This is a genomic window from Leptospira congkakensis, assembly GCF_004770265.1.
GTDB classification, from domain to species: domain Bacteria; phylum Spirochaetota; class Leptospiria; order Leptospirales; family Leptospiraceae; genus Leptospira_A; species Leptospira_A congkakensis.
The window spans coordinates 68,849-93,857 of the sequence record NZ_RQGQ01000017.1 but is presented as its reverse complement, the minus strand read 5'-3'; the positions used below and the strand labels follow the sequence as shown (position 1 = coordinate 93,857).

Sequence of the window (25,009 nt, the reverse complement as noted above, 5' to 3'; positions counted from 1 at the left end):
GTCTCGAATAGAGTCTTTAGTGGATATAAACGATCCGGAAGACCAGGCTTGGTTAAAAGAGATGATGACCTCTCTTTTAGAAAATATGGCAACTCGGGTTGAAAATTTAGGTAGGCTTCTTGTCTCCAAAGAACCCAAGGAATTGCAGGCGGAGTTACACCAAATCAAAGGTGTGGCTGCTAATTTTGGTTTGGCAGCACTTTCTGAGGTTGTGGTCAAAGCTGAAGGTTTTGCCAAAACAGGTGAGATTGATTCCGCTGTGGAAGAAGGGAACAAAATTGCCGCTATCTGGGAATCCACCAGACAAGAATTAGAAAAAAAGTTTTCTAAATAAAATCCATTAGTTTGCGGTCGCCATTTCCACGGCCGTCTTACTACCGTTATAGACTCCCTCTACAATATTTTTTATGACTGATTCGTTCATTCGAAGTAACAAATCGTCTGAATCTGTAAATATTTGGATTAGTTCTTTGGCATGGATCACTTCACGACATTCCACCGTGCCTTCTCCCAGTTCTAAGGATCGAAGCACAGACGCTGCTTCATGATCACCCACTCTACGAATGAATAGTTTCGGCACAGGATAGAATGCAAGTTCAGAAGGTTTTGTGACAAGGACATCTGCGATACGGATGAGTTTGTCAGTGGCAGAAAATGCTTCTGTATGCGATGGAAAATGAAACAAAACCACTGGTGGATTGTTTTCATTATCTTCCGAACGAAGAGGATGGCGTTGGATGAAATGAATTAAATCTTCCCAAGTGTTGATGGATAAATAAGGAATTTTTTGTAGAATTAAATATTCTTCAATGGATTTGAGAATTTTGGAATGATCACCCGTGTTGATCCAAAAAACAGCTTTTTTATTTTGTAGATTCTTTTTACTCAAACGAATTAAATCTAATACATAACCTTTTTGTGCTCCTGCTCCACCAATCGGAATGAGAAACCTTCTACATTTTTTTGCATCAATCCTACGAACTCGATTTTCACAATCGGTGACAGCATTCGATAGAACATCTTCAGAAACCCAGTGTCCTGCAACGGCAATGTTTTCTTTCGGAACACCCATCTGTAAAAACTTTGTGTAAGCAGAAGGAGTTTGTACTAAGTTTAATGCTCCCGGTACTAATAAATAATATTGCGGGTAGTTATCACAAATTAGATGGATTGTTTTTTGAAATCCAGATGCTACGGATATTTGACCATTTAACGGATATGTTGTGATCACAGGAGAGTCAGTGGGAATTCCATTCATAAGTCCCTTATAAAGCTCCGCTAATTGACAAGAGAGTTCTAATGAGGTTAAATTTCCCTGTGACATAAGCAGACCCCACAACCATTCCACAGGCCCGCCAATTTCTGAACTGAGTCTTGAGAAATAACTATAACCAGAATCAATGTCTGCAATGGCAGTGGCTTCTGGAGAATTGATTGCCAATAGATCGTGAAGGTATGTGGGGATTTGTTTTTTTAAAGAATGGGAATATAGAGAAAGTGCCATCCTGTGGTGGCCGTAACCCATACGAATGCTACCGACCACCAATCGTTTTTGGATGGGACTTGTGCCTTTGTCGGAAATGAGTTCTAATCCAGGATACAACTCAGATGGCGAGGAATACAAAGAAACGGAAGATTTGCCGATAGAATACCTTTTTTGGAGGATCCCACGAATGAGACTCGCTGTTTGTTTGGATAAAAAACCGGTTTCCAGGCCGAACATGGGTTCTCGATTCATGCAGGAAGTGTAACGATACCGGATTCTCTTTCAAGTGAAATTTCAATTCTTAGCTGACAGGTGACTAAATTTGGCCATTCCTGGTATCTATGGAACAAGTTTACATTTTGGGCGGACTTAGATCCGCATTCGGTAGTTTTGGCGGAACTCTCAAAGATTTGAGTGCCGTAGACCTCGGAGTCGAAGTTTCAAAAGCGACACTTCAAAAGACTGGCGTGGATCCTTCCCTCATTGAAGAAAGTATTTTTGGAAACGTTATCCCTACAGGCAAAGACGGAATCTATTTAGCACGACATATTGGTTTGAAATCAGGAGTTCCGATTGCGAGCCCTGCACTCACACTCAACAGGCTTTGTGGTTCTGGAATGGAAGCTGTCATCCAAGCTGCCAAAAAAATTATGTTAGGTGAAGCACATACCGTTCTTGCTGGTGGTGTGGAATCTATGAGTAACGCACCTTATGTGGTAAGAAACGCAAGGTTCGGAGTTCGTTATGGAAATACTGAATTCGAAGATTCATTGGCAACTGGTTTAACTGACGTGTATGTAGAACTTCCGATGGGAATGACTGCAGAAAATTTAGCGGACCAATACAAAATTTCCAGAGAAGAACAAGACCTTTGGGCAGCCACTTCACAAGAAAGAGCAGAAGAAGCTACGAACAAAGGAATTTTAAAAGATGAAATTCATACCATTACTGTTAGTGGAAAAAATCCTATAGTTTTTGATAAAGATGAATTCATCAAAGGAAAAGCGGGAGCTACAAAACTAGCAAACTTAAAACCTGCTTTCAAAAAAGACGGAACTGTCACCGCAGGAAATGCATCTGGTATCAATGATGGTGCCGCTGCATTGATTGTGGCTTCCGCATCCCAAGCAAAAAAATTAGGAAAGGAACCATTGGCCATTGTGAAATCATGGGGTCACGCAGGTTGTGAACCAGCAAAGATGGGAATTGGTCCGGCAGTGGCAATCCCTGCTGCTTTACAAAAAGCAGGACTTAGTTTGAAAGACATTGGTCTTTTTGAAATCAATGAAGCATTTGCTGCACAGTACTTAGCAGTTCAAAAAGAATTGGGTCTTGATCCTAAAATTACAAACGTAAATGGTGGGGCTGTTGCGATTGGACATCCACTCGGAGCATCTGGAAGTCGTGTCACATTGACATTGGCACTAGAGATGCAAAGACGTGGTGTGAAATACGGTGTCGCCTCACTTTGTATTGGTGGTGGCCAAGGAATTGCAATCGTTTTAGAAAATCCAAAAGCTTAAAACTACTATGTATTTATTACTTCCGGGTCGTCATCATTTACTGACACGGTACCAAAAGGAATACCTGAACCGTTTGGTTAAGGATGGCCTCTCGGAAGTAAAAGATCATTTGGGAAATCCTCTGCAAATTTCAGAATTCCCTACTGCTATCATCTTCGTAGTCACTTCCGCCAATCATAACAATACAAGAAGAAACCCTCTCCCTCTATACAAACGTGCCATGATGATTCAGGATTTTTCTAGAGATCTAGAAATTCCCATTTTTGTAATCCCTATTGATGATATAGGTCAATCACCTAACTTTGCTTCGTATACAATCAAAAAAATTGAAGCAGAATCGGAAATGTCACTCTCTCTCACTCCAAAGAACACCATTGTGCTTTGTTCTACACCAGTTGCAAATTTGTATTCCGATTTAGGATTTTCGATCCTTCCGGTAGAACGAGTTCCTGGTAGAGAAGAAAAATTTAACACAAAACTCCCTTGGGAGATTTTGGAAGGTTTGGCTGGACCCAATGAGAAAATGAATCCAAAAACAAAAGTGGATTTGGTTTCTTATATGGATCCGGCTAGTGTTCGTTTGTGGGATGTATATAATGTTTGGGATAAAATACAAATGTTGTTTTCCGATTCACTAATTGGTGAAGACGGAGATATTACTGAGTCTAGAGATTATAATACTTATGTCCGAGAGATGGACGCAATCGCCGAACTAAAGTTTAATGAAACACAAAACTATATTTTACCCGGGCGGATTGGTGACATTGGTTGTGCTGTTGGTTCATGGATTAAATTAGCTTCTGAAAAACCAAACTTGTTTGAGTCCGATTTTTATGGAGTGGAAATCGCAAGGCATCTTTTTCAAGTTTGTGAACAGAGAAAAGAAAACGGAGAATTCCCAAATCCGAATGTTTTTTTCTTACGGAAAAATGCAGTCAGTGGGCTTGTTTTCCCTGCGGGAACGATGAACACCATCCATTCCTCTTCCCTCACTCATGAAATTGAGTCCTATGGAAATCGAGAGAAACTTCTTTCGTTCATAAAGAATCGATATTTTGAACTGACCATGGGTGGGGTTTGGATCAACCGAGATGTAGTTGGCCCAGAAGATAAGGATCGGGAAGTTTTTGTTTGGTTTCAAGATACGGACGGAACAAATTTGGGAGAAGAACCAAAATCCTATCCCAATCTCAAAGAGTATTTGGATTCCCTATCCACAAAGGAAAGATTTTTCCGATTTCAATCCGACTTTCGAAAGGAAGAAGGTTATCTGCTTAGGACTGAAGTCTTTTTCGTCGATGGTATAGAATACCTACGTATGAAACTAGCCGATGTTTGTGAATTTCTCTCCAAAAAAGATTATACCGACAACTGGGAAAGTGAAATGCATGAGTCCTTTTGTTTTTGGAGTTTTAGCGATTGGAAATCCCATTTGGAATCTGTTGGGTTTCAAGTTTCACACCAGTCTCATTCCTATCGAAATGAATGGTTGGTCGAAAATCGATATTTGGGAAAAACCAAAATTTTTACATCATCAAAAGACATTCCAAAATCACAGGAAGATTTGGTTCCCATGGATTTTCCTGTCACTCATATGTTAATTTTAGCGGAAAAATAAATGCAATCGGAAGTTAGGCGAAATCTTGAAAAAATCCGAACGGTTTTCCGCAATAATTATTTATTAGCAGAACTAGAAGAATCAGAAAGAGAAAACCTAATTCCATTTATTGAAGTACGATTTGTTCGGTTAGGACAAAACTTAATTAAAGCAAACCAAATGCCAGAATACATACATTTTGTATTAACCGGTCGATTTGGAATGAAACAAAACAAAAATGAAAGTCATTTTGGTCGGCATACCTTTGTCGAAGTAGGTGAATCGATTGGTGAAAGAATCACTCTTACAAAAACTCCATCTAAACATGATTATAATGCACTGGAACCTTCGATTGTTTTATTACTCCCCACATCTCGTTTTTTAAAGTTAGTTGAATCTCATCCTGAAATTGCTGAAAAAGCAAAACATAGAGAAGAAGAACAAGAAAAGTTTTATTATGTTCGTAAACTTAGTTTTTTCGAGGAACTTTCTCCAGAAGAAATCAAACTCATTCTAAAATCCATCCAATTGGTAAAAGTCAGTCAGGGAGATTTTATTTTTGCGGAAGGAGAAGATGGTGATGCCGCTTACATTGTTCGGTCAGGCAAAATTCAGATAAGAACGGAGAACCCTAGAAAAATTATCTCAATTATGCGTTCTGGAGATATATTGGGTGAGATTGCCATCTTCAAACAACAAAAACGTTTGGCAAGTGCAGTCGCTTCGGAAGATTCCGAATTATATAAAATCCCAGGCTCTGTATTTCGAAAAGTCATCGGGGTTGAAAAAGGAAACAAACTAGAAGAAATTGTCCAATCACGACTGTTACGTTATTCAACGTACAAAGCCAAAGAAAAAGAAGAAAACTCGATCCGACCATTTGTTTCCAAACGTTTTGAGTTTCGAAAGGCTACACAAAAATTATACATTGAACAAGTAACCACCGACCAAATTACTTTAGTTGGACTTGTTTGTAGTGAACTTGCTTTACGGGTTTTTGATAAACCATTGCCAAACAATTGGAAAATTAGAATCAAAAATGAACTAACTAGGAATAAGGTTCCTGGTATTTTTGAATTAGCCATTGAGTTAGAAAAGTTAGGATTTTTAACGAAACAACTACAATTATCATCAGAACCACTGATTGAATTAGAGAATCCTGTTTTTATTACTGATGAGGAAACAGTTCCTTGTTTGTTATATTTATACGAACCAGAGTTGGATGCCGTTTTAATCTCTCATCCTATTAAAGGTGTTTATGAACTTTCGATTAAAGAGTTTTTGAAAATTTGGGACGGGGTGATTTTGCAATTTTCACCAGCTCCTGCGGCTCTGTCTGCTGATGTTAGTTTGATCAGTTTTTTTAAAGAACTTCGGATGTTGTTCAGTCCGAAGAAAAGAGAAATACGTTGGATTTTAGTTGCTACAGTATTATCAGCATTTTTAACCTTGTCCTTACCATATTTAGTTCGTCAAGTTGTAGACCAGGTACTTGTTTTTTCAGATCGTAACTTTTTATTTACCTTGGTATTTGGAGTAGCGTTAGCCGTTCTTTTTCAAACCTTGTTTTCTTTATTCCGAAACTTAATTGCTATAGGGCTTATGCAAAGTTTGGAGTATAACTATTTTGTTCGTTTTTTTCAACATATACTAAACCTAACATTACCAGAATTTCGAAAATTCGAAACAGGTGATTTTACTCAGAGGTTGAAAGAAAATCAAAGGATATTGGAAATCACCCAAAGATCGGGTTTATTTTTAATTTTAGATTTGGTAACTTTACCAATTTATCTTTTTATTCTGTATCGTTTGGATAGCAGTTTAACTTTTGTTGGACTATTTTTTCTTATCGTTTATTCTTTGTTTGTTGTTCGTTCTAGTGCAAAAATAAAAAAATTACAAAAACATAGTTTTGAATCCAAAAAGAAAACTACATCTTTTTTTCTCTCACTGTTTGCAGGAATGCCACTCATCAAATCTTCTGCGATGGAAAGTCGTTATCTTTCTAAAGGTCTTAATGAAATTGCAAGAACCATCCTTACTAACCTAAGAGTGGGAAAACGAGTCCATGTATTAGAGCTTGTGAGTAAATTTTTTGAACAAATGGGTCTTATCGCTGTGATTACTTTTGGTGTTAGCGATGTTTTAGGTGAATCATTATCTTTGGGAAGTTTTTTGGCTTTTCTTGTATTGTATTCTCTACTTATGGAACCAATTGTAAGATTATGCCATGTTTATGAAGATTTGAGTGAATTACGAGAATCTCGAATGCGACTGACTGAGATATATTCATTACCTGGTGAAATTATCAGCCAACGGCCATTTGGTGAATTGCCAAGATTGTCTGGAAAGATAACATTGGATCATATCAGTTTTCGATATTCAGAAACAAGTCTAGAAATTTTATCTGATATCAATTTAGAAATAGAAGCCGGTGAAAAGATCGCCATTGTAGGAAGGAGTGGGTGTGGTAAGTCTACGCTGATGAGGATTCTTATGGGAACTCTCACTCCTACGAAAGGAAAGGTATTTGTTGATTCCTTTGATCTTTCTACCTTAGACCCAGAAGAAGTCCGAATTCAATTCGGAGCTGTGGAACAACATCCAATTCTTTTTTCCGGAAGTATCACTGAAAACTTATCTAAAAAAAATCCTTCATTGAATCAGGAATCATTGTTAGCTGGTGCAAAACTTGCGATGGTGGACCAATTTGTAGAACGATTTCCTATGAAATATGAAACAAAAATTGGGGAATCTGGGATTGGGCTTTCTGGAGGACAAAGACAACGACTGGCAATTGCAAGAGCACTTGTTACAAACCCGAGTATTTTATTTTTAGATGAACCTACCTCGGCTCTTGATTCAGAAACGGAATCACATATACAATCACAATGGGAAACTGTATTCCAAGATAGAACCGTGATTCAAATTTCACATAGACTTCATAGCACGGTCAGTGCCGATAAAATTATTGTTTTAGATGAGGGTCGTATAGTAGAGATGGGAACTCATGCTGAGTTAATCACGACCAAAGGTTTTTATTATCATTTGTTCCCAACACTAAGCGAGGGGGATAAAGATGTTTAAAAAATTTAAAAACATAAAAGAAACAGATTCAAATTGGGAGTCTAGGCATTCGGCATCTTATTACGATGAGTTATTAAAACACCCTGCTCCCAATTGGGAAAAAAAGGGAATTTATTTGATTACTGCTTTTTTTCTATGTTTTATACTCTTTTTGATTTTTGGGAGAGTTGATGTAGTTGTTCAAGCTACTGGTTCCATCCGACCAAAAGGTAACTACCATATGGTGGAAGCTTTGGAGACGGGAACACTTACTAATTTATATGTGAAGTCAGGGGATTTTCTTAAAAAAGGTGATCCCATTATGGAGTTAGAATTTTCGGAACAACAAATTGAATTATCAAAAGATACAAACAATTTAGATTATGAGGAAAAGAAATTACAACGACTGATTCGAAATAAAAGAGAAGCAGAAAAAATTTTAAAAAGTTTGGCCTATAATTTAGAAAACAATTCGGGTTCTGCATTGTCTGGCGGTGTTCTCAGTAAATTTGTTAATCTAAAAAAAGCGTTTATGGATTTTCAAAATGGTGTTGGTGCTAAGTTTATTTATGATCAAAACTTGTTAGAATTTAATGAAGAGTTTGGAAACTTAAAAGATGAAATACAAAGAGAAGAAAATATCATTTCGAGTCTTAGAGGTGATACAAAATTAAAAAGAGAAAGGGTTGCTAATGCTATTATTCGGATGCCTTTTTCTGGAATCATTGGTGAACTTTCTATCAACAACGTAGGACAAAATATTGTTCGTGGTGAAACGGTTGCTTCATTGATGGAAGAAGGTCAGCCCTTAGAAGCCATTGTGGATGTGAGTAGTAAAGACATTGCTGCTGTTCGAATTGGTTTAAAGTCAGTAATTAAAGTAAAAGCATTCCACCAAAACGACTTTGGTGTCGTAGAAGGAACTGTTTCTCAAATCATCCCAAATACAAAAGACAATGATTCGTTTTCGGTGGTTCTCATCCTTGGTACACAAGATTTAAACCAGGATGGTAAAGAATTTAAGTTATTCCCAGGGCTAAAGGTAGTCGCCGATATAGTCATCGATAGAAAGAGTATATACCAAATTTTATTTCGATATGCTGATCCTAGGAATTAACTTTGAAAAGTATAAAAGAAATTCCAAAAGTAATATCTGATGATGATTTCTTATCAACTTTATCATCGATTGATTTAAAAAAGTTTTTAGCGTTATTTGAATTTAGATCTTTAGTTGCAAACGATAAGTTTGGCGCGAGCGAAGTAGACCCAACACCGATTCTTTTTTTAGAAACTGGAAGAATTCAAGTTAAACTAAAAATCAATGAAAGAGAATTATTGATTAAAACTTTAACGGAAGGTTCCTTTTATGGAATTTCAGAATATTCTTCTGATTCTTTAAAAAAACAACTTTTTCAAGTAGAAGAAAATTCTAAAGTCCGTGTTTTATCTACAATTCAGTTTGTTAAATTTATCGAGTCCGATAAAAAAAGAAAACAATCCTGGAATGCTTACAAAGAAAATGTCCAACTCCGTGACGAATTAAGAATTCATCCCTATTTTAGAAAACTTTCTAATTCAGAAATTGAAGATTTAGCAAAAGTATTAGTAAAACAAAAGATATCTCCTGGCCAAGTTTTGATGAAAGAAGGAAGTAAAAGTTCTTCATTGTTTTTTATACGTTCCGGGAGATTTAAAGTCACAAAATCAACATGGCAAAAAGATTATTTTTCTTATGTCGAAGCTGGTTCAGTGTTAGGTGAAATGGGGGTATTAGAAAAAAAAGCAAGGAATGCTACCGTCACTGCCGTAGAAGAAAGTTTTGTTTATGAACTTTCCTCCAAAGATGCAGAAGTATTTTTCAAAAAATCCGAAAGTTTATTAATCACAATTCGTTCCATTATGAGCGAACGAAAACTCAATTTGGGCGATGGTTCGGAAGAAGATAAATTTGAAACATCGACAATTTACGAAGAAGACCAATTTCATTTTTTACCTAAGTTAAAATTTTCTCCTCCATTAAGAAACCAAATCAGGTTTCCTTTTTTATTCCAAGATGGTAAATCGCAATCAGGTGATGCTTGTCGTAAAATGATATTTCGATATTGGGGATATTCATTTGCAGATTATGATGCGGATCCATCTTTTCCTGATTTTGATCCAGATATACGTCCTAATCACTGGAAGAGTAGTTTTGGAGAAGATAAAGGTGATTGTTATTTTGTGAATTGGAAAGATCACGAATTGGAATTGAGTAACAATCCATCTATAAATTTTTTTGAAAATTCTAAATACGTGATACTGAAGTCTATTGGGCCAAAAAAAGTTTTGGTTATGGATCCAGAGTTTGGTGAAATTAATCTTCCTCGTGAAGAATGGGAGAAAAAATCTTCTAATGTTGTCATTTATTTTGTTCCCAAGGTAAAACCAGAACAAAACTGGGAATGGAAAAGTAGATTCTTTTCCGGGTTAGCTGAATATTTTTTACCTGCTATCAAATATTTAAAAGCTGGCATCGTTGCTAGTTTTGTTATCAAAGGTTTGGAAGTTTTTATACCCTTAATTAATTTATACTTAATAGATGCGGTTTTGTTAAAAGAAAACAAAGAGTTTTTTCTTCCTGTGATTACCGTTGTTGTTCTTCTTAGTTTTTCCCAATCTTTTCTTGCTTACTTCCGATCTAATGTTATTTTTTTTACAAGTAACCGAGTGAATCAAACCATTGCGATACGATTTTTAGTAAAATTAATTTCATTACCAATTTCATTTTTTGAAAGAAATCGAAAAGGTGAAATTTTGAATCGTTGGGAAGAAATTGAATCTGTTATTTTATATTTTTCTGATCAAGGAGCTATGAAAATATTCGATTTACTTTTTAGCTCATTAGTTTTTGTTATTTTTCTATTTCTTTCTCCGTTATTACTTCTAATTATTGGGTTTTTAATTTTACCCGAAATGTTGATTCTACGTGCTCTTACTCCAAAAATCGTTGAAGAAACAAAAAAAGAATCTTTAAAAAAATCAGAAACATTGAGTTATTTTATCGAAACGATCAATGGATTCGAAACTATCAAAAATTTAGGAGCCACTTATTCCCATCGTTGGGACTTCGAAAAAAGACTTACGACCCAATTAAACTCAGAGGGTAAGAAATTATTTTATTCAAACTTACTTTTCACAAATACAGAGTTTTTTAAACAAATTACTGTTGTAGTGGTAATGTTAGTTGGAAGTCTTTTGATTTTAAGTGATCAAATGACGTTGGGAACTTTATATGCGATCATTGGACTTGTTGCTTATATTCGAAATCCAATTGTTTCTTTATACGATGATTTTTTAAAATTTCAGAAAGCTAATGTTTCGTGGAACAGGTTACGCACTTTTGAATCTTTGGATAGTGAAATTACTGATAAAGATAATTTGTTCAAAGTTGATTTACCGGAAGTGAAAGGTAACATTGAGTTTAAAAATTTGAGTTTCTCTTATGATACTTTGAAACCTGAATCAGGAATTCGTAATTTAAAATTAAAAATCCAAGCAGGTAAAAAAGTTGCCTTTGTGGGGCGGAGTGGAAGTGGTAAATCAACTATTTTAAAATTAATACTTGGATTGTACAATCCACAAGAAGGGAATATCATTATTGATGACGTTGCACTAGATGAGATTTGGCTTCCTAGTTTACGAACTAAAATTGGTGTTTTGTTTCAGGAAAATCCACTCATTGCAGGCACAGTTAGAGAAAATATTTCTATCACTAAACCAGAAGCAACTTTAAGCGAAGTGGTTGAAGCAGCCAAACTTGCTTGTATTCATGATGATATCGTCAAACTTCCGCTTGGTTATGATACGGAAATTTCCGAAAGAGGTTTTATTTTTTCAGGCGGTCAAAAACAGAGAGTTTCCTTGGCTCGTTTGTTTTTACAAAAACCTAATGTTTTATTATTAGATGAACCCACGGCCTCTTTGGATAAGGAAACAGAAGCAAGAATTCTGTCACATATAGGTTTGGTTTTTGCAAACGCTACAATCGTTACGGTAGCCCACAGGTTGGATACAATTCGTAATTATGACCAGATTTTTGTCTTGGAACGGGGCAAATTGGAAGGGAAAGGCACACATAGGGAGTTACTTTCTAAAGGTGGAATTTACCAATTACTTCATTCCAAACAGGAAGCGATCCGATAATTGATTTAGTGATTCGTTTTTATTTAATTATATTTTTATCTTCCTTTGTCATTTTGCCAACTTCCTATATTTGGCCAGATGCGGTGGATTTTTATGATCTGCCAAAGTTAGTTGGTGAGAAGTCATATGAATTGAAACTCAAGGAAATGGAAATTGAACGTAAAAAGGTTGATATTGACTCTAAAAATTTACGTTATTTGCCAGCGGTTAATTTAGACCATTCACCATTTTTTGAGTCACTGCGAGGGGATGGTTATAACAGGAAAGGTTGGAGTACATCCTTAAATCTCAATTGGAATTTTCAAGACCAAGGCAATACAGTTCTTACGAATATGATTTTGGAATTGGAATACGAACGGTTGTTATTGGAGTATAAGGCTTTATATCAAAAAGAATTATTTGATCAAGCTTTTCAATATGCCGAAACTCTCAAATTATTAGCATTTTATGATTATGATTTTTCTAATGAAACTGGTGCAGATAAACAATTTCAATCAGTGCAAAAATTATATAAACAAGGAATTGAATCTTATTTAGTAACGCAAAACTCTAAAGTGGATTATTTCTTTTATAAATACAACGTAACAAAATCTAGGTTGGACCAACAAAAGAGCCAATCAGTATTTAGAAGAAAGTTTTTATTGAAAGATGTGGTTCTAAAACAAATTCCGGAACGTGAATATAAAATCCTTCCTTTAGAATCTACTTTATCTGAGTACGAAAAGAATTTAACTGATTTGAATTTTGATCTAATTCTGACTGTTAATCAAGTTAAGATTTTGGAAGTACAAAAGTTGGTTCGGTTTAACGAACTATGGGTTCCTGATTTTTTTGTGAATGTATACAATCAGTCTAGTCGAGAATCTTTTTCAGGGCTTAGTGGAACTTGGTCAAACTCTATGGAAGTTTACGATTATAGTCGAAATGATTTTAGTCGGTATGCAAGATCATCCGACGCAGATTTTAATGTTGGTGGAAATTTTGGATTTAAGTTTCCTTTGTTCAATCGTTGGTTGTCGAAAAACGAATATGATAAATCTAAAGTCGAAATCAAATTAGCCAAATCACACTCTCAATTTTTAAAAGAAAACACTGGTTTGTATCTTTTTGAACTTATCCAACAACATAACAATCTTGTTGAATTGTATGATATTTCTCGCGAAAGCAAACGAATTGCTGAAGAAAACTATCAAATTATGGAAAAAGCTTATAAAACAGGATCCGCTTCCGTAATTGAATTGCAAACAGTTGATAGGCGACTTCGTGATGTGATGCGAAACGAAATTCAAAATCGATATGATTTAATCCAACTTAGATTGCAAATAGGTCTCCTTTTGGGAGACACTATGAAGTTTTTAAATAATTAAAGATCTGTTGGTCTAGTTTGGTTTTGTTCTGGATTGAATTCAGCAATTCCACATCTTTCTTTTTTCCACTGACTCAGTATTTCATCTGATTTTACTTTATTTTTGTAATGGATGTAGGGAGTGGAAAGAATTGGTAATAAAAAGATTGGAGAAAATGCCGAATTCAAAAGAGAAAGTGTAATGACAAGGCCTAGAGTCAAAGTATTTTCATCAAAAACTTCTGTGACTTGCCTTTTGGTTTGATAATAATATGCTAAACAATCTTCAGTATTGTTAGCTGAATTGAAGGGAATACTGACACATCCAACAAAACTGAAAAGATTTAAAATTATAATGATTCGGATAAACTTTGAATACATGTTCTAACAGCTTCTAAATTAGTTTCTTCAATCATACGATGAAAGTTACGAACTCTATACAATCCGTATAAGAATTCATCTGTATTTCCATTTTTGGTAATGGTCTCTTCTTTGATGAGAGTTTTGTTTTTATATAATATATATTTGAATTCCACTTTGTAATCTGCAATTCTATATTGAATAGGCCAGACTCCCGTAAAAGGCCACAAAGCAGGAAAAGTATACCACCAATTATATTTGTCTTCGTAATGAGTTTTCATTTCTACATCGATTGTATAAAAATCAGATGTCGTTTTTGGGTCCAGGTCGGTGACAACATTTGGAAACAATCCTGAGGATGTTAGGTGTCCTTTAAAAGCCATTCTCCAAGCATCTGTGTATACACCCCGATCTGCTGAAAGGATTTCAAATTTACCAATCACTAAAGGAAGGTTCGTTTGTGTTCGGTTTGTATTTCCGTTGGGAGAAGGCGGTGGAACCTGGCGCAAATCAACGGAACAGTGAATGAGTAAAAAAATTAATATTAGATTATAAACAAAAGATCTCATTTTTCAGGTATTCAGAATAAGTGGTTTTCCAAATCAATCAATCAATTTTCGGTACGTTTGTAGATTTGTATCTGCTTTTCTATCGTTTGTTCCCATTGATAATGCTTGGGTATGTTTGGGATTTGAGTGTTTTTGGGGAATGTATAAAATACAAAATAATCTGCCGTATACTCGTGGTTTGGTAGAAATAGTTGAACTGTAGTTCGGTTAGAGAGGTATTGCGGAACGTTTGAGACGATCGATTTTCCTTCTAATAATCCACGTAATATTTTTACATCCATCTCAGAAACACCTGGATTCAAAAAATCTTTTCTGTAAGAATATGATTTGGAGCTTGGACCAAAAAAACCGAATATTAGAATGGAAACGAATAGTGATAAATATTTAGCGATATATTTGTTTTTTTCATTAAGAGTTTTAATGCCTTCGATAAAACTAATGAGAATGATTGGAACTGCAATAAAACTATGATGGGTGAATGGTGTTTTGTTCACTTCATAAGAGGAAAAAAGAGAATAAAACAAATAGGGAACCAAACAAAGGATGAGTTTATTTCTAAACTGTAAAAATAAAAAGGGTATGTTTAAAAATAGAAATAAATAAGGAAACAAATGAAAGTATTGTAGAGCAACTATCGGGTTTTGATATCTTTCCCAGTGTGCAGGTCTAGGCATTCCATTACTTACTTCATTCAGTTGGCTTAGTAGAATGATAGAGAAAATAAAATAAACAATGGATACAATTCCTATGAATATCCTTTCTCCTTTTTTCGAATTTTCTTCGATCAACGAAAATACAATCCAAACCAAAGCAGATTCTTCTTTTGTTAGTAAACTTAGAATGAAAAATAAAATCCAATAAGATGACTGTTGTTTCCAGAAATAATAGAATAAAAAAAACAACGGAATCCAAAGGACTTCGGGATGGAAATCGAAAATTTGAATCCAGTATATCGGAAGAAATAATGCATATAACAGTGGATAGATCCATTTCGATAGATTATCTTTTTGAAAAAGTGGTAAAATTAAAATGGGTGAACTGAGTACTAAAGCTTGGAAGATCAGTAGGCTTTCTACATAAGGAAAGAATCTATACAATAACGAAAGGGGATAAATATACCAATTGATATGATCGGAAAAATAATGATGAGACATTTCATTCATTCCGATGGATGTGACTGCCTTGTCGTAATGGACTAAGTTATAGAACAGATTTTCAAAAAGACCAATATCAACTCCAGCGCCCATATGTTTGTAACGAAAGATGGATCTTTCTGATAAAAAATAAAATACCACCATCCAGATAATGAAGGACGGTAAATGGTAACGGAGTTGTTTCATTTTTATTTTGTAAAACTGCCGGTGAGTGCTGCTTCTGCACATTTCATTCCATCAATGGCAGCAGATACAATCCCCCCTGCATAACCCGCACCTTCACCACAAGGAAATAATCCTTTGATATGAATGTGTTCTAATGTTTCTGGATTTCTCGGAACTTGGATAGGAGAAGATGTACGTGTTTCAGGTGCATGAATGATGGCTTCGTTTGTGAAGTATCCTTTCATTGAGGATTCAAATTCTCGGAATCCTTTTTTGAGAGAGTCTGCTATGAGTGGCGGTAATAATTCAGAGAGGGAAACGGATACAAGTCCAGGTGTATAAGAAGTTTTTGGAAGGTCGTTTGAAACGATATCTTTTGTAAAATCTACCATTCGCTGTGCTGGGGCTTTTTGAGTTCCACCATTCATTACAAAAGCTTTTTGTTCAATAGAAGATTGATATTGGAGAGCAGAAAAGACTCCGTAGGAATCAAAAGGTTTGAAATCGTCAAATCTAAGTTCAACGACGATTCCCGAATTGGCAGTAGGACGAGAACGTTCTGCACTAGACCAACCGTTGGTAACAACTTCACCAGGTTTTGTGGCACAAGGAGCAATCACTCCTCCTGGACACATACAAAAACTATAAACACCTCTGCCGTTGATTTGTTTCACAAGGGAATATTCAGAAGCGGGGAGTAGTGGATTTTTGACATCACAATGGTATTGGATGGAATCAATCAAACTTTGTGGATGTTCCACACGAACACCGATGGCAAGAGGTTTGGTTTGGATTTGAATTCCTTTTTCATAAAGGAGTTGGAACATTTCTCGACCAGAATGACCAGTTGCGATGATTACATTTCTTGCCATCCATTTGTCACCAGAAGCCGACTTCACACCAGTGATAGAATTTCCAGAAAGAATCAAGTCGGTGATCCGTGTTTTGAAATGAATTTCTCCACCAGCAGAAAGTATACTTTCTCGAATGTTTTGGATGATACGTGGAAGTTTATTGGTTCCAATATGAGGATGTGCATCAACTAGTATTTGTTTGGTGGCACCAAAACAAACTAAATATTCCAGAACTTTTTTTATGTTTCCGCGTTTTTTGGATCTTGTATAAAGTTTTCCATCGGAATAGGTTCCAGCCCCACCTTCTCCAAAACAATAATTGGAATCTTCATTAACAATATGATGGACATTGATTCCGCGTAAGTCTTCCACACGTTCTTTGACATTTTTTCCGCGTTCAAGGATGATAGGTTTTTTTCCAAGCTCTAATATACGTAAGGCGGCAAATAATCCTGCGGGACCTGCACCTATGATGATCACAGGTTCTTCTAAACTGACATTGGGAAAATTGGGAATTGGAAATTCTAAAGGGATAAAGTCTTCGTTTACGTAAACATCCAATCGCAATTGAAAAACAACATTTCTTTGTCTTGCATCAATAGAACGTGAAGTGCATTCAATATGTTTGATATCGGCTTTTGGGATTTTGTTTTGTTTGGATACAAATTGCAACAAATTGTCTGGATTGGATGCAATCTCAGGTGTGACTCTTACATTTAATTCAAGTTTCAAGGTTAAATTAGTAATCCAAATTTCAAAATTAGGAAATCAATCAGCAAGGAGTTCCCTTTGCGTATCGAAGACTTTAGATTATTGATTTAATCTTTTTTTCATTAAAGATGCAATCGCTTTTTCATTTTCACCAGGCATCAAATCTAAATTTGAAATCACGAGACTACGACGTTCTACTGAATGGTTTTGGCTCAGTTTTTGTTTTCCCTCGATATTTGTAATTTTGATTTCAAAGGGAACAATTCCCTTTTTTAAACCTTCTGTATAATGGGTGTCAACAGATTCAATTTTGTATTTAGAATCTTTGGATTCAAATCGATGAACCAAGTTTACCAGACTTTTGTGAATTTTTTCGGAATTTTCTTCGATGGTCAGAATTCCTTTCACATGGACAGCTGTAAAATTCCAAGTAGGAACCGCGCGGTCTGTTTCATACCAAGAGGGAGATATATAACAATGTGGGCCAGAAAAAATACATAGAACTTCTTTGCCATTGATCAGACTTTGTGGATTTGGTTTGGCAAAGTGTCCTATTAAAGAAAGTTTATCTTCGGAGAGGAGCAGAGGTAAATGTGTTGCCATCATCTCCTCTTGGTTATTGGAAACTAAGATGGAAAATGGATTTTCCTCGATGGATTGATAAATGAAATCGGTTTCCATTTTAAAATGATCGGGAATGTACACGGTTACTTACTCCTCTAAAAAAAATTAAACAGATTTCCAAAAATAAGTTAAAAATTCTGTTTCTTGTTCGAACCCTTCTTTTGTATACAAGGCACGGGCATCTTTGTTGTGTGTGGACGTGGAAAGTTCCAAACCCTTACCAGAATTGGATTTTGTGAAAGATTTAACTTCTGCAATTAGTTGTTTGGCGATTCCCTGTTTACGAAAATCTTTTTTCACATAAAGATCATTTAGGATGTAGGATCTTTGCATGGAAATAGAAGAAAACACTGGATATAACTGAGTGAATCCCGTGATTTCGCCTGTGTTTGGATCCTCTGCCACAAAAATAATGGACTGTGCATGTTCCATTCTGTCTTGAAGGAAGCGATTTGCACCTGTTATGTTGGTTGTTTGTCCATAAAATTGTCTGTATTCGTCGAATACGGGAGAGATTTTGGAAACGTCTTTGTAGTTAGCTTGTCTTATTTTCATATTTTGGTACCAATGAGAAAGAAATTCCCGATAAAATAGCTGTTACCGGTGTTGCCAGTAAAGTTTCTAAATCAGTAACGGCAACTAGATTCCCAATTGTATTTGCCAAAAATATAATTCCAATGAAAGCAAACACAAGTCGAATCCATAGTGGCACCAAACCTTTGTTTAGGTATTGAATGTATAAAAAACTCGCCCATAAAAAAAATATAGTCACAATAAGAGAAACAGATTCCATTACATACATTTCTTCTACGCTGCTGAGTCTCCCGCCCCAAAGATATTGAAAAGGGACAATTTGTAACAAAGCGAGGATATGGAAAATCGTTGTGAATGAAAACAATAGGATTAAAATTTTGCTAGCGATAGTTCTTGTTTTTGGAGAAGGGTTCCACATATTATTTTCCTTTGGTTTGGAGGTAATAAACAAAATCGATTTCTGGCGATTTGCCGCCTAAAGAAGTAATGGCGGCAGTAATTTGCCCCCTATGATGTGTTCTGTGGTTGAAGTTATGCTGCACCACATCACTGAAAATTAGTTCTGCTTCAAATCCTCTCATGGTTTTATAACGGAAGATTGTATTCCAAAGAGAATTGTCGAGACCAGTTAACCAAGACTCCCATAATTCTAAACTTTGAATCATACGTGTTTTTAATGTTTGGCGATTGTGTTCGATTTCTTCACCTAATGATGTTGGGATATAAATTTCTCCAACAAGACGCGAATACCAAACTTTTTCGACAAGTAGTAAATGGTTCAGAGTTCCATGTATAGATTTAAAAAATAATCCTACATCTTTTTTGTAGTCTGTATCTGAAATAGTATCTATTGATTCATAGAGAAGATTTGTGGCCCAAATATGATAAGCATTGTTCCTTAAGAAAAAATCTTTCATAGGGAAAGATTTTTCCAAGTAATTGTAGAAATCAATGACTAATTTGGAACAACAACAAATAGTTAGATGAAGTTTCTTTTTAATAAAGAAATAAACTAACACCAACGGTGATCAATACAACTGCCCACGATGGAATTTTCCAATATTCTAGAAGTAAAAATCCGGAAGCAGCTAGAGCAAAGTCCTTTCCTGTAAAAACGGCACTTGTCCAAACGGGTTGGTAGAGAGCAGCCAATAGAATTCCTACGACAGCCGCATTGACACCGAGCATTGATTTTTTGACAGAGGGATTTGTTCTCAGTTTTTCCCAAAATGGTAAAACACCTACAATCAAAAGAAAAGAAGGCAAAAATGCTGCCACCAAACAAAGAATAGCTCCTGGCCATGCATTTGGTTTTAGACTGGAAACGGCACCTAAATAACTACTAAAAGCAAATAATGGACCTGGGATCGCATTAGATAGTCCATACCCTGCTAGGAAAAGATCATTATTTACCCAACCTGAAGGAACTACTTCAGCTTGTAAAAGAGGAAGCACTACGTGCCCTCCACCAAATACGAGTGAGCCGGCTCTGTAAAAACTATCCAATAGTTTGATTCTTTGGTCGGGGTAAATTTCTCTTAAAAATGGAAGTAAAAATAATAATACAAAAAACAAAACTATAAATAAAATACTTAGATTTTTGTTTCCTTTGTGTAAAGGTTCGTGTGGTAAATCAGAAGATGGTTTGAAAAAAATAATCCCAATGACTCCGGATGCGATCAGAACCAATACTTGGAGGAAAACGGAACTAAAGAATAAAAGAATAACGCTTGTTACTACTGCAATTGTGATTCGTTCTTTATCTGGACAAAGTTTTTTACCCATACCTAAGATGGCTTGCGCAACGACTGCGACAGCTACTACTTTTAAACCATGAAGCCAATTTTTATGTGCGCTAATATCTATCTCAGACATTCCAAGTCCAAAAAGAATGAGGATGATTGCCGATGGTAAAGTAAAACCAATCCAAGAAAGGATAGCACCGATGAGACCTGCACGTGAAAGTCCAATGGCCATACCCACTTGGCTACTGGCAGGTCCAGGAAGAAACTGACAAAGGGCAACCAAGTCCGCATAAACTTGGGCACTGATCCATTTTTTTTTGGTTACATACTCATCGTGAAAATAACTTAAGTGGGCAATGGGACCACCAAACGAAGTACATCCGAGTTTTAATGCAGTGAAAAATACTTCAAAATATTTTTTGGGTTTTGTTTTCATCTTCGTAAGATTAAAAAACTATTTTATCGTTTTTCCAATTTCTTCTTTGGCACAACGATTTAGGATTGGAATTTTTAAATCAAGTGAAAGATGGATTGTTTTTTAGAATCTTCTGGCTGGGTTTCTTTCTCCGGGAAGTGATTCCACACGTCTGCAGTTTCTTTCTTCTCTGGAAAATTTGTGTATAAGATATCAAAAGAAAAACGATTTTGATCATAGTTTCCTTTGTGGATGAGATGAGCGGAAAATACTAACAGATCCCCTGGATCGTGGGGTATAAGGATTTGGTTTGTGAGGTTCTCATGATTTTTTTTGCCTTCTAATTCCAAACGAACATTTCTTTCTTCTTCTGAATCCCAACGTTTGTGAGAACCCGGAACGATCCATATTCCAGGATCTTTTTCCAAAGGAATGCGAAAGTGCCAAACAAAATCTTTTTTAATTCGTTCAAATTGTTTTTCTTCGGGGATACCCATGTATTGGATGTCCCTATGCCAATATGGAAGTTTGTTTGGATCTTCTGGATTAAAAAAAATTTGTGTATTGAGAAAGTAGGTGGGGTCTGTAAATAAGAGATTTGTAATCTTGAGTAAATCGTCGGATTCTATAAACTCAAATAGTGTTTTTCTGTCTTGAACATCCTTGGTATATTTTGTGGAAGTGAGATACGCACTGTTTACATTTTTTGGGTGATTTAATTCTTTTATCCATTCTTCATTGGAACGAATTAATATATTTTTTAAATTTTTTATCGTAGAGAGAGGGAAATAATCTGAAAACAAAAAATAACCATCGGTTTCGATTTGTGATTTTATCTTTGTACTTTCATCAATCATAAAAAATCGTTAAAGTTGTTTTTCCATATAATGATGAGACGGAATGATTCCTTCCCAACCATGAGGGTGTCTTGTTTCTTTGATTTGAAAACCTAACTTTTGATAGAGGGAAATGGCGGGTTGATTTTCTGCGGATACATCTAACGAGATGGTTTTATATTTTGTATTATTTGTGATCATATATTCGATCAGTTGTTTCGCAATCCCTTTGTTTCTTTCTGTTTCTAAGACAGCAATATGTCCTAAATATAAACAGCTAGATTTAGGAGGTTGGATGATGGTTTCTGTTTTTAGGCCTCTCGCCATTACCTTAGGAGCTTTCCATTTGTATATGGAAAGGATTCGTATTGCAGTTCCAACTGTGAGCGCAAGAAAACTTGGTTGTGTATAAGAAAGAATGGATCCGACAACTTTGCCGTTGATTTCTGCCACATAATGGTTTGAATACGAAACTGTATTTCCACGTTGGATATAGGATGAGTTTAAAAAATCAAATGCTGTTTTTTTCCCTTCTGAGAAAACAAATGTCCACGCTTTAGGGCCTGAAGAATAAATTAACGGGACAATGGATGTAACATCGTTTGCTGTGGCATTTCTTATGATAAGTTTTGAATCTGTCATGATATTTAATTTAAATGAAAAGGATTGAGTTGGATTTTACCAAATGTATCTTGTTTGAGGTTCTTACGTCAATATAGAATTTCTAAATTACGAGCGCCCCGGATCGCAGCGGAAATCCTTTCCGTAAGGAAAGATTGCAGCGTAGAGCCGGAGATGTGCGCCCAAAAAATCAAATATGAAATTCTTTTAAAAAGTAAAAGAAGCAAAAACGTTGATCAGTTCTCTTGTTGCCAATTGAGGTCCATTTAAATTTTGATGAAATGGTTTGCCATACTCAAAACCAAAACGAGTTCCCTGTAAAACTCCGGATGTGACTAAAAAGTTAACACCGATAAGGAGGTCACTTCGCATTCCACCTTGACGGTAAGGATCGTTTTGTGGATCCATTTTGGGATCAAGTGTTGCATCCATACCTTGTAGATTCAACCATCTTTGTTTTGCTACACGAAGTGAAAATGACGTACTTTCATGTATTAAGAAAGATAACCAACCAGAAATTTCATATCGATTTCCAAAGCGGTAGTTATTATCATTTTTTCCAATTCTTAAATTGGCTTGTGATTGGACTCCCCAAGAAATTTTCTTATAATTTCCGTTATACGAAATTTGAGGTAACAAACTATACGTTCCTGATCCTGGTAACATATTATAAGGAACTTTTTGTTTTCCCATCATGGGCATGTTGTCTCTTTCATCAATAGATCCAGTTGGAAGAGAAATTCCCATCCCGGTAAAAAAATTCTGATGTTCTGTTTTGATAAGTCGATAAGCAGTACTAAAACTAACATCACCGATGCCTGCGGAACTCATAGGTGCACGATCAAAATTACTAGATACCATTGTCATTCTATTTTTGACTGCAGGCACCATAAACATAATCATCCATTTGTCTGAAATAGACGTCATGGCACTCACCATATTCATCTCCATAACCATATCTGTTGGAACGGACATGTAGTTGTACTTGTTAGGTGAAATGATTGGAATTGTTGTTCCAATAGGAGAACTTGTAATCAAACTACCGGTGGGCATTTGAACAGTAGGGTCGGTATAAGGTGTGTATAACGTACCTAAATCCGATTGGCCTCGTGTGCCTGATTGTAATCCCCACATCTTCATTCCCATATAACGATAGTCGATCATCCACTTTCCTGGTTCGTGAATGTGTGGGTTCATGATCCCTGCAGGAGCTAACATATCAGCACGATTATGATTTTCATGTCCTAGGTGGTTTGAGTGATCATGTTCCGAATAATTTATGTTTGTTGAATTATTTGTTTGGTTTGGTTCATAATTCGACATATCCGTTTCATCTAAATTCAGTGGAGAATTGTTTGCTGTTCCATTTTTGAATGTCGTAGTTAGCGTTTTATTGTTAAAATCTTTGTTAGGTGAATTTTTTTCTATTGGAATGTTTGTTTGAATCTCAGACCCGTCGGAAAAAACAAACCGAAAGGGAATGAATTCTTTTAGTTTTAGAGGAGACTTGATTCCGAAGAGCATGATATGGAACCCTCTCGGAGTGAGATGGACTGAATTTTTTTTGGGAATGAAGATTTCTGAAATAGGAATCATCTTCATACCTTGTTCAGAAGGTAACATTGTAAATAGTTCTACACGATCTGCAATGTTTGATTTTGCCTGGATTAGTTTTTTTTCGACTGTACTCGAGTTCACTAAACTAAGATAAACAACAGAAGTAGATGAGGATGTATATTTGATATATGCATTTTCTATTGTTAAATCTTTGGAAAATAATGGAGTGGAGATTAAAAGTAAAATGATTATTTTTTTAAGTTTCATTTGAGTTATGGGTCCTTTCCCAAAAAATCATACTGGTTACTTGATTCACCAGTATGACAAGTGTTTGGAGAGAGAATTTACATTTCTGTATTTGATACAATGGATCCAATTGTAAACGAAGTGATGGTGGCTCCATTTAGAACGAAACCCAATCGGTTTCCACCTGTATACACGGGAACATTCATCATTTGCATAATCGGATAGTAGGACATAGATCCTCTTTCTGTATCGCTAAGTTCCGCACATGGTTTGTTGAACCCATTTAAAAAACGAGAGCCACCGGATGTATATTGAAAGTCCAAACAAAAAGTATGGTTGGCTCCAATCGTTGGTATAGGTGCAGAAACGGATCCACCTTTGCCTGTATTTGCAAATACATTGGAAACATTTTTATATTGAGTTTGAGCTCCTGCAATCAAACGGTAAGTAGGCCCACTGAGTGGATTACCTGTCCCGTAGGCAATCACATCGAGAGAACTTGTAGGGGAGTTCAAAGTAAAAGTTACTTCGATATTTGTTCCACCTTTGTTCGTAGCTAACATAATATCTTTGTTTGTTGTTATGATAGAAGCACTGCTTGTTCCTGTGGCACCTTTGTTTATTTCTACTTGGTTTAAATCTAAATTGTTAAATCCTGTTTCATCACAGGCTGAAACTGTGTATTTTGAGCGTTGTTTGTTTTCTACTTGGGTGAGATTACTTGTGATTGCCGCCACTGAAGAGATCGCACAACCTGGATTCGTATTTCCAAGAGCAAGAAGAGATAACAAACTGGATGCATTGTTTGCTTCCGTTTTTTTGGCAAGTTCACAATTAATTGTGAACAGACTTAAGAGGATGATTGATAATAAATTCTTAAACATAAAATTACCTTTGTATAGAAGTCCAAGGACTAAACTTTTATTGTAGTTCGCCTAAGTCAATGTTGGTGGTTCAGAGAAAAAGAACCGGTTACTTTCTATTGGTTAGATTAAGTAAAATTTGACCTTGGTGGTTTGTATGGTAAGTGAGTGAACCCAATGGGTAGATTGGAATTTGATAGGATTGGAAAACTTGTTGCGACTAGGTTCATTGTTTGATTGAATTTTGTTTCCGTTGTGAAACTAGGGTTCATCAATTGTGATTGTAGAACTTTTGTGACGGACTTCTTTTTAGCACAAGAACATTGGTGTTGGCCACTATTCTTTGTTAAATGGCAAGTGATCCGTGTGGGAGTTGGAGAATCTTCTTCTTTATGGATTTCGTTTTTGGATCCATGGTTACAATGACAAACCAAAGAAAGTTTATACATAGACTGGGCAAGTAGTCCTGTTTCCAAAAATAAGATTTTACCTATAAATGGAAGAAGGATCAAAACCGAGGCTATTTGTAACCAACGTTTCATGGTAGTTGAATATC

At 35.8% G+C, this 25,009-nt stretch carries 22 protein-coding genes; 7 read left to right on the top strand and 15 right to left on the bottom strand.

The annotated features are described in order from the left end of the window. Nucleotides 1–25 precede the first annotated feature (25 nt). A complete protein-coding gene (locus EHQ70_RS13930; RefSeq protein ID WP_135588485.1) occupies nt 26–334 on the top strand; it encodes an Hpt domain-containing protein in 309 nt (102 codons plus the stop codon). Between the two features lie 6 nt (nt 335–340). Here the strand turns inward: EHQ70_RS13930 and EHQ70_RS13925 are convergent, their stop codons facing one another. Then, a complete protein-coding gene (locus tag EHQ70_RS13925; RefSeq protein WP_244288346.1) occupies nt 341–1,723 on the bottom strand; it encodes a DUF6938 domain-containing protein in 1,383 nt (460 codons plus the stop codon). Between the two features lie 104 nt (nt 1,724–1,827). On the opposite strand from EHQ70_RS13925, the gene EHQ70_RS13920 reads away from it, so the two are divergent. From EHQ70_RS13920 to EHQ70_RS13895, 6 genes are read left to right on the top strand one after another with little or no spacing between them, the layout of a single operon-like run. Continuing rightward, on the top strand, nt 1,828–3,009 hold the full coding sequence (locus EHQ70_RS13920; protein ID WP_135587397.1) for an acetyl-CoA C-acetyltransferase: 1,182 nt from the start codon (nt 1,828–1,830) through the stop codon (nt 3,007–3,009). Nucleotides 3,010–3,016: 7 nt separating this feature from the next. Beyond that, entirely contained in the window at nt 3,017–4,627 is a 1,611-nt protein-coding gene (locus EHQ70_RS13915; protein WP_135587395.1) for a transferase, read from the top strand. After that, nucleotides 4,628–7,693 (top strand): peptidase domain-containing ABC transporter, encoded by a 3,066-nt coding sequence (locus EHQ70_RS13910; RefSeq protein WP_135587393.1) that lies wholly within the window; start codon nt 4,628–4,630, stop codon nt 7,691–7,693. Then, entirely contained in the window at nt 7,686–8,789 is a 1,104-nt protein-coding gene (locus EHQ70_RS13905) for a beta-barrel domain-containing protein (protein ID WP_135587391.1), read from the top strand. The genes EHQ70_RS13910 and EHQ70_RS13905 overlap by 8 nt, the downstream gene beginning before the upstream one ends. A gap of 2 nt (nt 8,790–8,791) precedes the next feature. Next, nucleotides 8,792–11,854, top strand: coding sequence for an ATP-binding cassette domain-containing protein (locus tag EHQ70_RS13900; protein ID WP_135587389.1), 3,063 nt, complete (start codon nt 8,792–8,794; stop codon nt 11,852–11,854). A gap of 8 nt (nt 11,855–11,862) precedes the next feature. Then, the gene (locus EHQ70_RS13895; protein ID WP_425270043.1) at nt 11,863–13,221 is read left to right on the top strand and encodes a TolC family protein; all 1,359 of its coding nucleotides are present in this window, start codon (nt 11,863–11,865) and stop codon (nt 13,219–13,221) included. Here the strand turns inward: EHQ70_RS13895 and EHQ70_RS13890 are convergent. The 14 genes from EHQ70_RS13890 to EHQ70_RS13825 all read right to left on the bottom strand — a co-directional run bounded on the left by EHQ70_RS13890 (nt 13,218) and on the right by EHQ70_RS13825 (nt 24,995). After that, on the bottom strand, nt 13,218–13,580 hold the full coding sequence (locus EHQ70_RS13890; RefSeq protein WP_135587387.1) for a hypothetical protein: 363 nt from the start codon (nt 13,578–13,580) through the stop codon (nt 13,218–13,220). The two genes, EHQ70_RS13895 and EHQ70_RS13890, sit on opposite strands and share 4 nt — an antisense overlap. Further along, on the bottom strand, nt 13,550–14,128 hold the full coding sequence (locus tag EHQ70_RS13885; protein WP_135587384.1) for an LBF_2127 family putative lipoprotein: 579 nt from the start codon (nt 14,126–14,128) through the stop codon (nt 13,550–13,552). The genes EHQ70_RS13890 and EHQ70_RS13885 overlap by 31 nt, the downstream gene beginning before the upstream one ends. 41 nt (nt 14,129–14,169) lie before the next feature. After that, on the bottom strand, nt 14,170–15,468 hold the full coding sequence (locus EHQ70_RS13880) for a DUF2079 domain-containing protein (protein ID WP_135587382.1): 1,299 nt from the start codon (nt 15,466–15,468) through the stop codon (nt 14,170–14,172). 2 nt (nt 15,469–15,470) lie between these two features. Beyond that, nucleotides 15,471–17,033 (bottom strand): NAD(P)/FAD-dependent oxidoreductase, encoded by a 1,563-nt coding sequence (locus EHQ70_RS13875; protein ID WP_135587380.1) that lies wholly within the window; start codon nt 17,031–17,033, stop codon nt 15,471–15,473. Between the two features lie 78 nt (nt 17,034–17,111). Further along, nucleotides 17,112–17,717, bottom strand: coding sequence for an FMN-binding negative transcriptional regulator (locus EHQ70_RS13870; RefSeq protein ID WP_135587378.1), 606 nt, complete (start codon nt 17,715–17,717; stop codon nt 17,112–17,114). 24 nt (nt 17,718–17,741) lie between these two features. Then, a complete protein-coding gene (locus EHQ70_RS13865) occupies nt 17,742–18,191 on the bottom strand; it encodes a GNAT family N-acetyltransferase (RefSeq protein WP_135587376.1) in 450 nt (149 codons plus the stop codon). Continuing rightward, nucleotides 18,172–18,588: a hypothetical protein gene (locus tag EHQ70_RS13860; protein WP_135587375.1), complete on the bottom strand. Its 417-nt coding sequence runs from the start codon at nt 18,586–18,588 to the stop codon at nt 18,172–18,174. Before EHQ70_RS13860 ends, EHQ70_RS13865 begins: the two co-directional genes overlap by 20 nt. A 1-nt stretch (nt 18,589) precedes the next feature. After that, nucleotides 18,590–19,087 (bottom strand): DinB family protein, encoded by a 498-nt coding sequence (locus EHQ70_RS13855; protein ID WP_135587373.1) that lies wholly within the window; start codon nt 19,085–19,087, stop codon nt 18,590–18,592. A gap of 79 nt (nt 19,088–19,166) precedes the next feature. After that, nucleotides 19,167–20,351 carry a chromate efflux transporter gene (chrA, locus tag EHQ70_RS13850; RefSeq protein ID WP_135587371.1) on the bottom strand — a complete coding sequence of 395 codons (1,185 nt, stop codon included), beginning with the start codon at nt 20,349–20,351 and terminating at the stop codon, nt 19,167–19,169. 74 nt (nt 20,352–20,425) lie between these two features. Further along, nucleotides 20,426–21,187 carry a phytanoyl-CoA dioxygenase family protein gene (locus EHQ70_RS13845; protein ID WP_135587369.1) on the bottom strand — a complete coding sequence of 254 codons (762 nt, stop codon included), beginning with the start codon at nt 21,185–21,187 and terminating at the stop codon, nt 20,426–20,428. A 9-nt stretch (nt 21,188–21,196) separates the two neighbouring features. After that, the gene (locus tag EHQ70_RS13840) at nt 21,197–21,808 is read right to left on the bottom strand and encodes a GNAT family N-acetyltransferase (RefSeq protein ID WP_135587367.1); all 612 of its coding nucleotides are present in this window, start codon (nt 21,806–21,808) and stop codon (nt 21,197–21,199) included. A 186-nt stretch (nt 21,809–21,994) separates the two neighbouring features. After that, nucleotides 21,995–23,611 carry a copper chaperone PCu(A)C domain-containing protein gene (locus tag EHQ70_RS13835; protein ID WP_135587365.1) on the bottom strand — a complete coding sequence of 539 codons (1,617 nt, stop codon included), beginning with the start codon at nt 23,609–23,611 and terminating at the stop codon, nt 21,995–21,997. A gap of 77 nt (nt 23,612–23,688) precedes the next feature. After that, the gene (locus EHQ70_RS13830) at nt 23,689–24,474 is read right to left on the bottom strand and encodes a hypothetical protein (RefSeq protein WP_135587363.1); all 786 of its coding nucleotides are present in this window, start codon (nt 24,472–24,474) and stop codon (nt 23,689–23,691) included. A gap of 107 nt (nt 24,475–24,581) precedes the next feature. After that, nucleotides 24,582–24,995, bottom strand: a complete 414-nt coding sequence (locus EHQ70_RS13825; RefSeq protein ID WP_135587361.1) for an LIC_11090 family protein — start codon at nt 24,993–24,995, stop codon at nt 24,582–24,584. Nucleotides 24,996–25,009: the final 14 nt, after the last annotated feature.

Coding starts and splice junctions, on each gene's coding strand:
- EHQ70_RS13925 (WP_244288346.1), bottom strand. CDS start 1,723: ATGTTCGGCCTGGAAACCGGTTTTTTATCCAAACAAACAGCGAGTCTC.
- EHQ70_RS13920 (WP_135587397.1), top strand. CDS start 1,828: ATGGAACAAGTTTACATTTTGGGCGGACTTAGATCCGCATTCGGTAGT.
- EHQ70_RS13915 (WP_135587395.1), top strand. CDS start 3,017: ATGTATTTATTACTTCCGGGTCGTCATCATTTACTGACACGGTACCAA.
- EHQ70_RS13910 (WP_135587393.1), top strand. CDS start 4,628: ATGCAATCGGAAGTTAGGCGAAATCTTGAAAAAATCCGAACGGTTTTC.
- EHQ70_RS13905 (WP_135587391.1), top strand. CDS start 7,686: ATGTTTAAAAAATTTAAAAACATAAAAGAAACAGATTCAAATTGGGAG.
- EHQ70_RS13890 (WP_135587387.1), bottom strand. CDS start 13,580: ATGTATTCAAAGTTTATCCGAATCATTATAATTTTAAATCTTTTCAGT.
- EHQ70_RS13885 (WP_135587384.1), bottom strand. CDS start 14,128: ATGAGATCTTTTGTTTATAATCTAATATTAATTTTTTTACTCATTCAC.
- EHQ70_RS13880 (WP_135587382.1), bottom strand. CDS start 15,468: ATGAAACAACTCCGTTACCATTTACCGTCCTTCATTATCTGGATGGTG.
- EHQ70_RS13865 (WP_135587376.1), bottom strand. CDS start 18,191: ATGAAAATAAGACAAGCTAACTACAAAGACGTTTCCAAAATCTCTCCC.
- EHQ70_RS13860 (WP_135587375.1), bottom strand. CDS start 18,588: ATGTGGAACCCTTCTCCAAAAACAAGAACTATCGCTAGCAAAATTTTA.
- EHQ70_RS13855 (WP_135587373.1), bottom strand. CDS start 19,087: ATGAAAGATTTTTTCTTAAGGAACAATGCTTATCATATTTGGGCCACA.
- chrA (WP_135587371.1), bottom strand. CDS start 20,351: ATGAAAACAAAACCCAAAAAATATTTTGAAGTATTTTTCACTGCATTA.
- EHQ70_RS13845 (WP_135587369.1), bottom strand. CDS start 21,187: ATGATTGATGAAAGTACAAAGATAAAATCACAAATCGAAACCGATGGT.
- EHQ70_RS13840 (WP_135587367.1), bottom strand. CDS start 21,808: ATGACAGATTCAAAACTTATCATAAGAAATGCCACAGCAAACGATGTT.
- EHQ70_RS13835 (WP_135587365.1), bottom strand. CDS start 23,611: ATGAAACTTAAAAAAATAATCATTTTACTTTTAATCTCCACTCCATTA.
- EHQ70_RS13830 (WP_135587363.1), bottom strand. CDS start 24,474: ATGTTTAAGAATTTATTATCAATCATCCTCTTAAGTCTGTTCACAATT.
- EHQ70_RS13825 (WP_135587361.1), bottom strand. CDS start 24,995: ATGAAACGTTGGTTACAAATAGCCTCGGTTTTGATCCTTCTTCCATTT.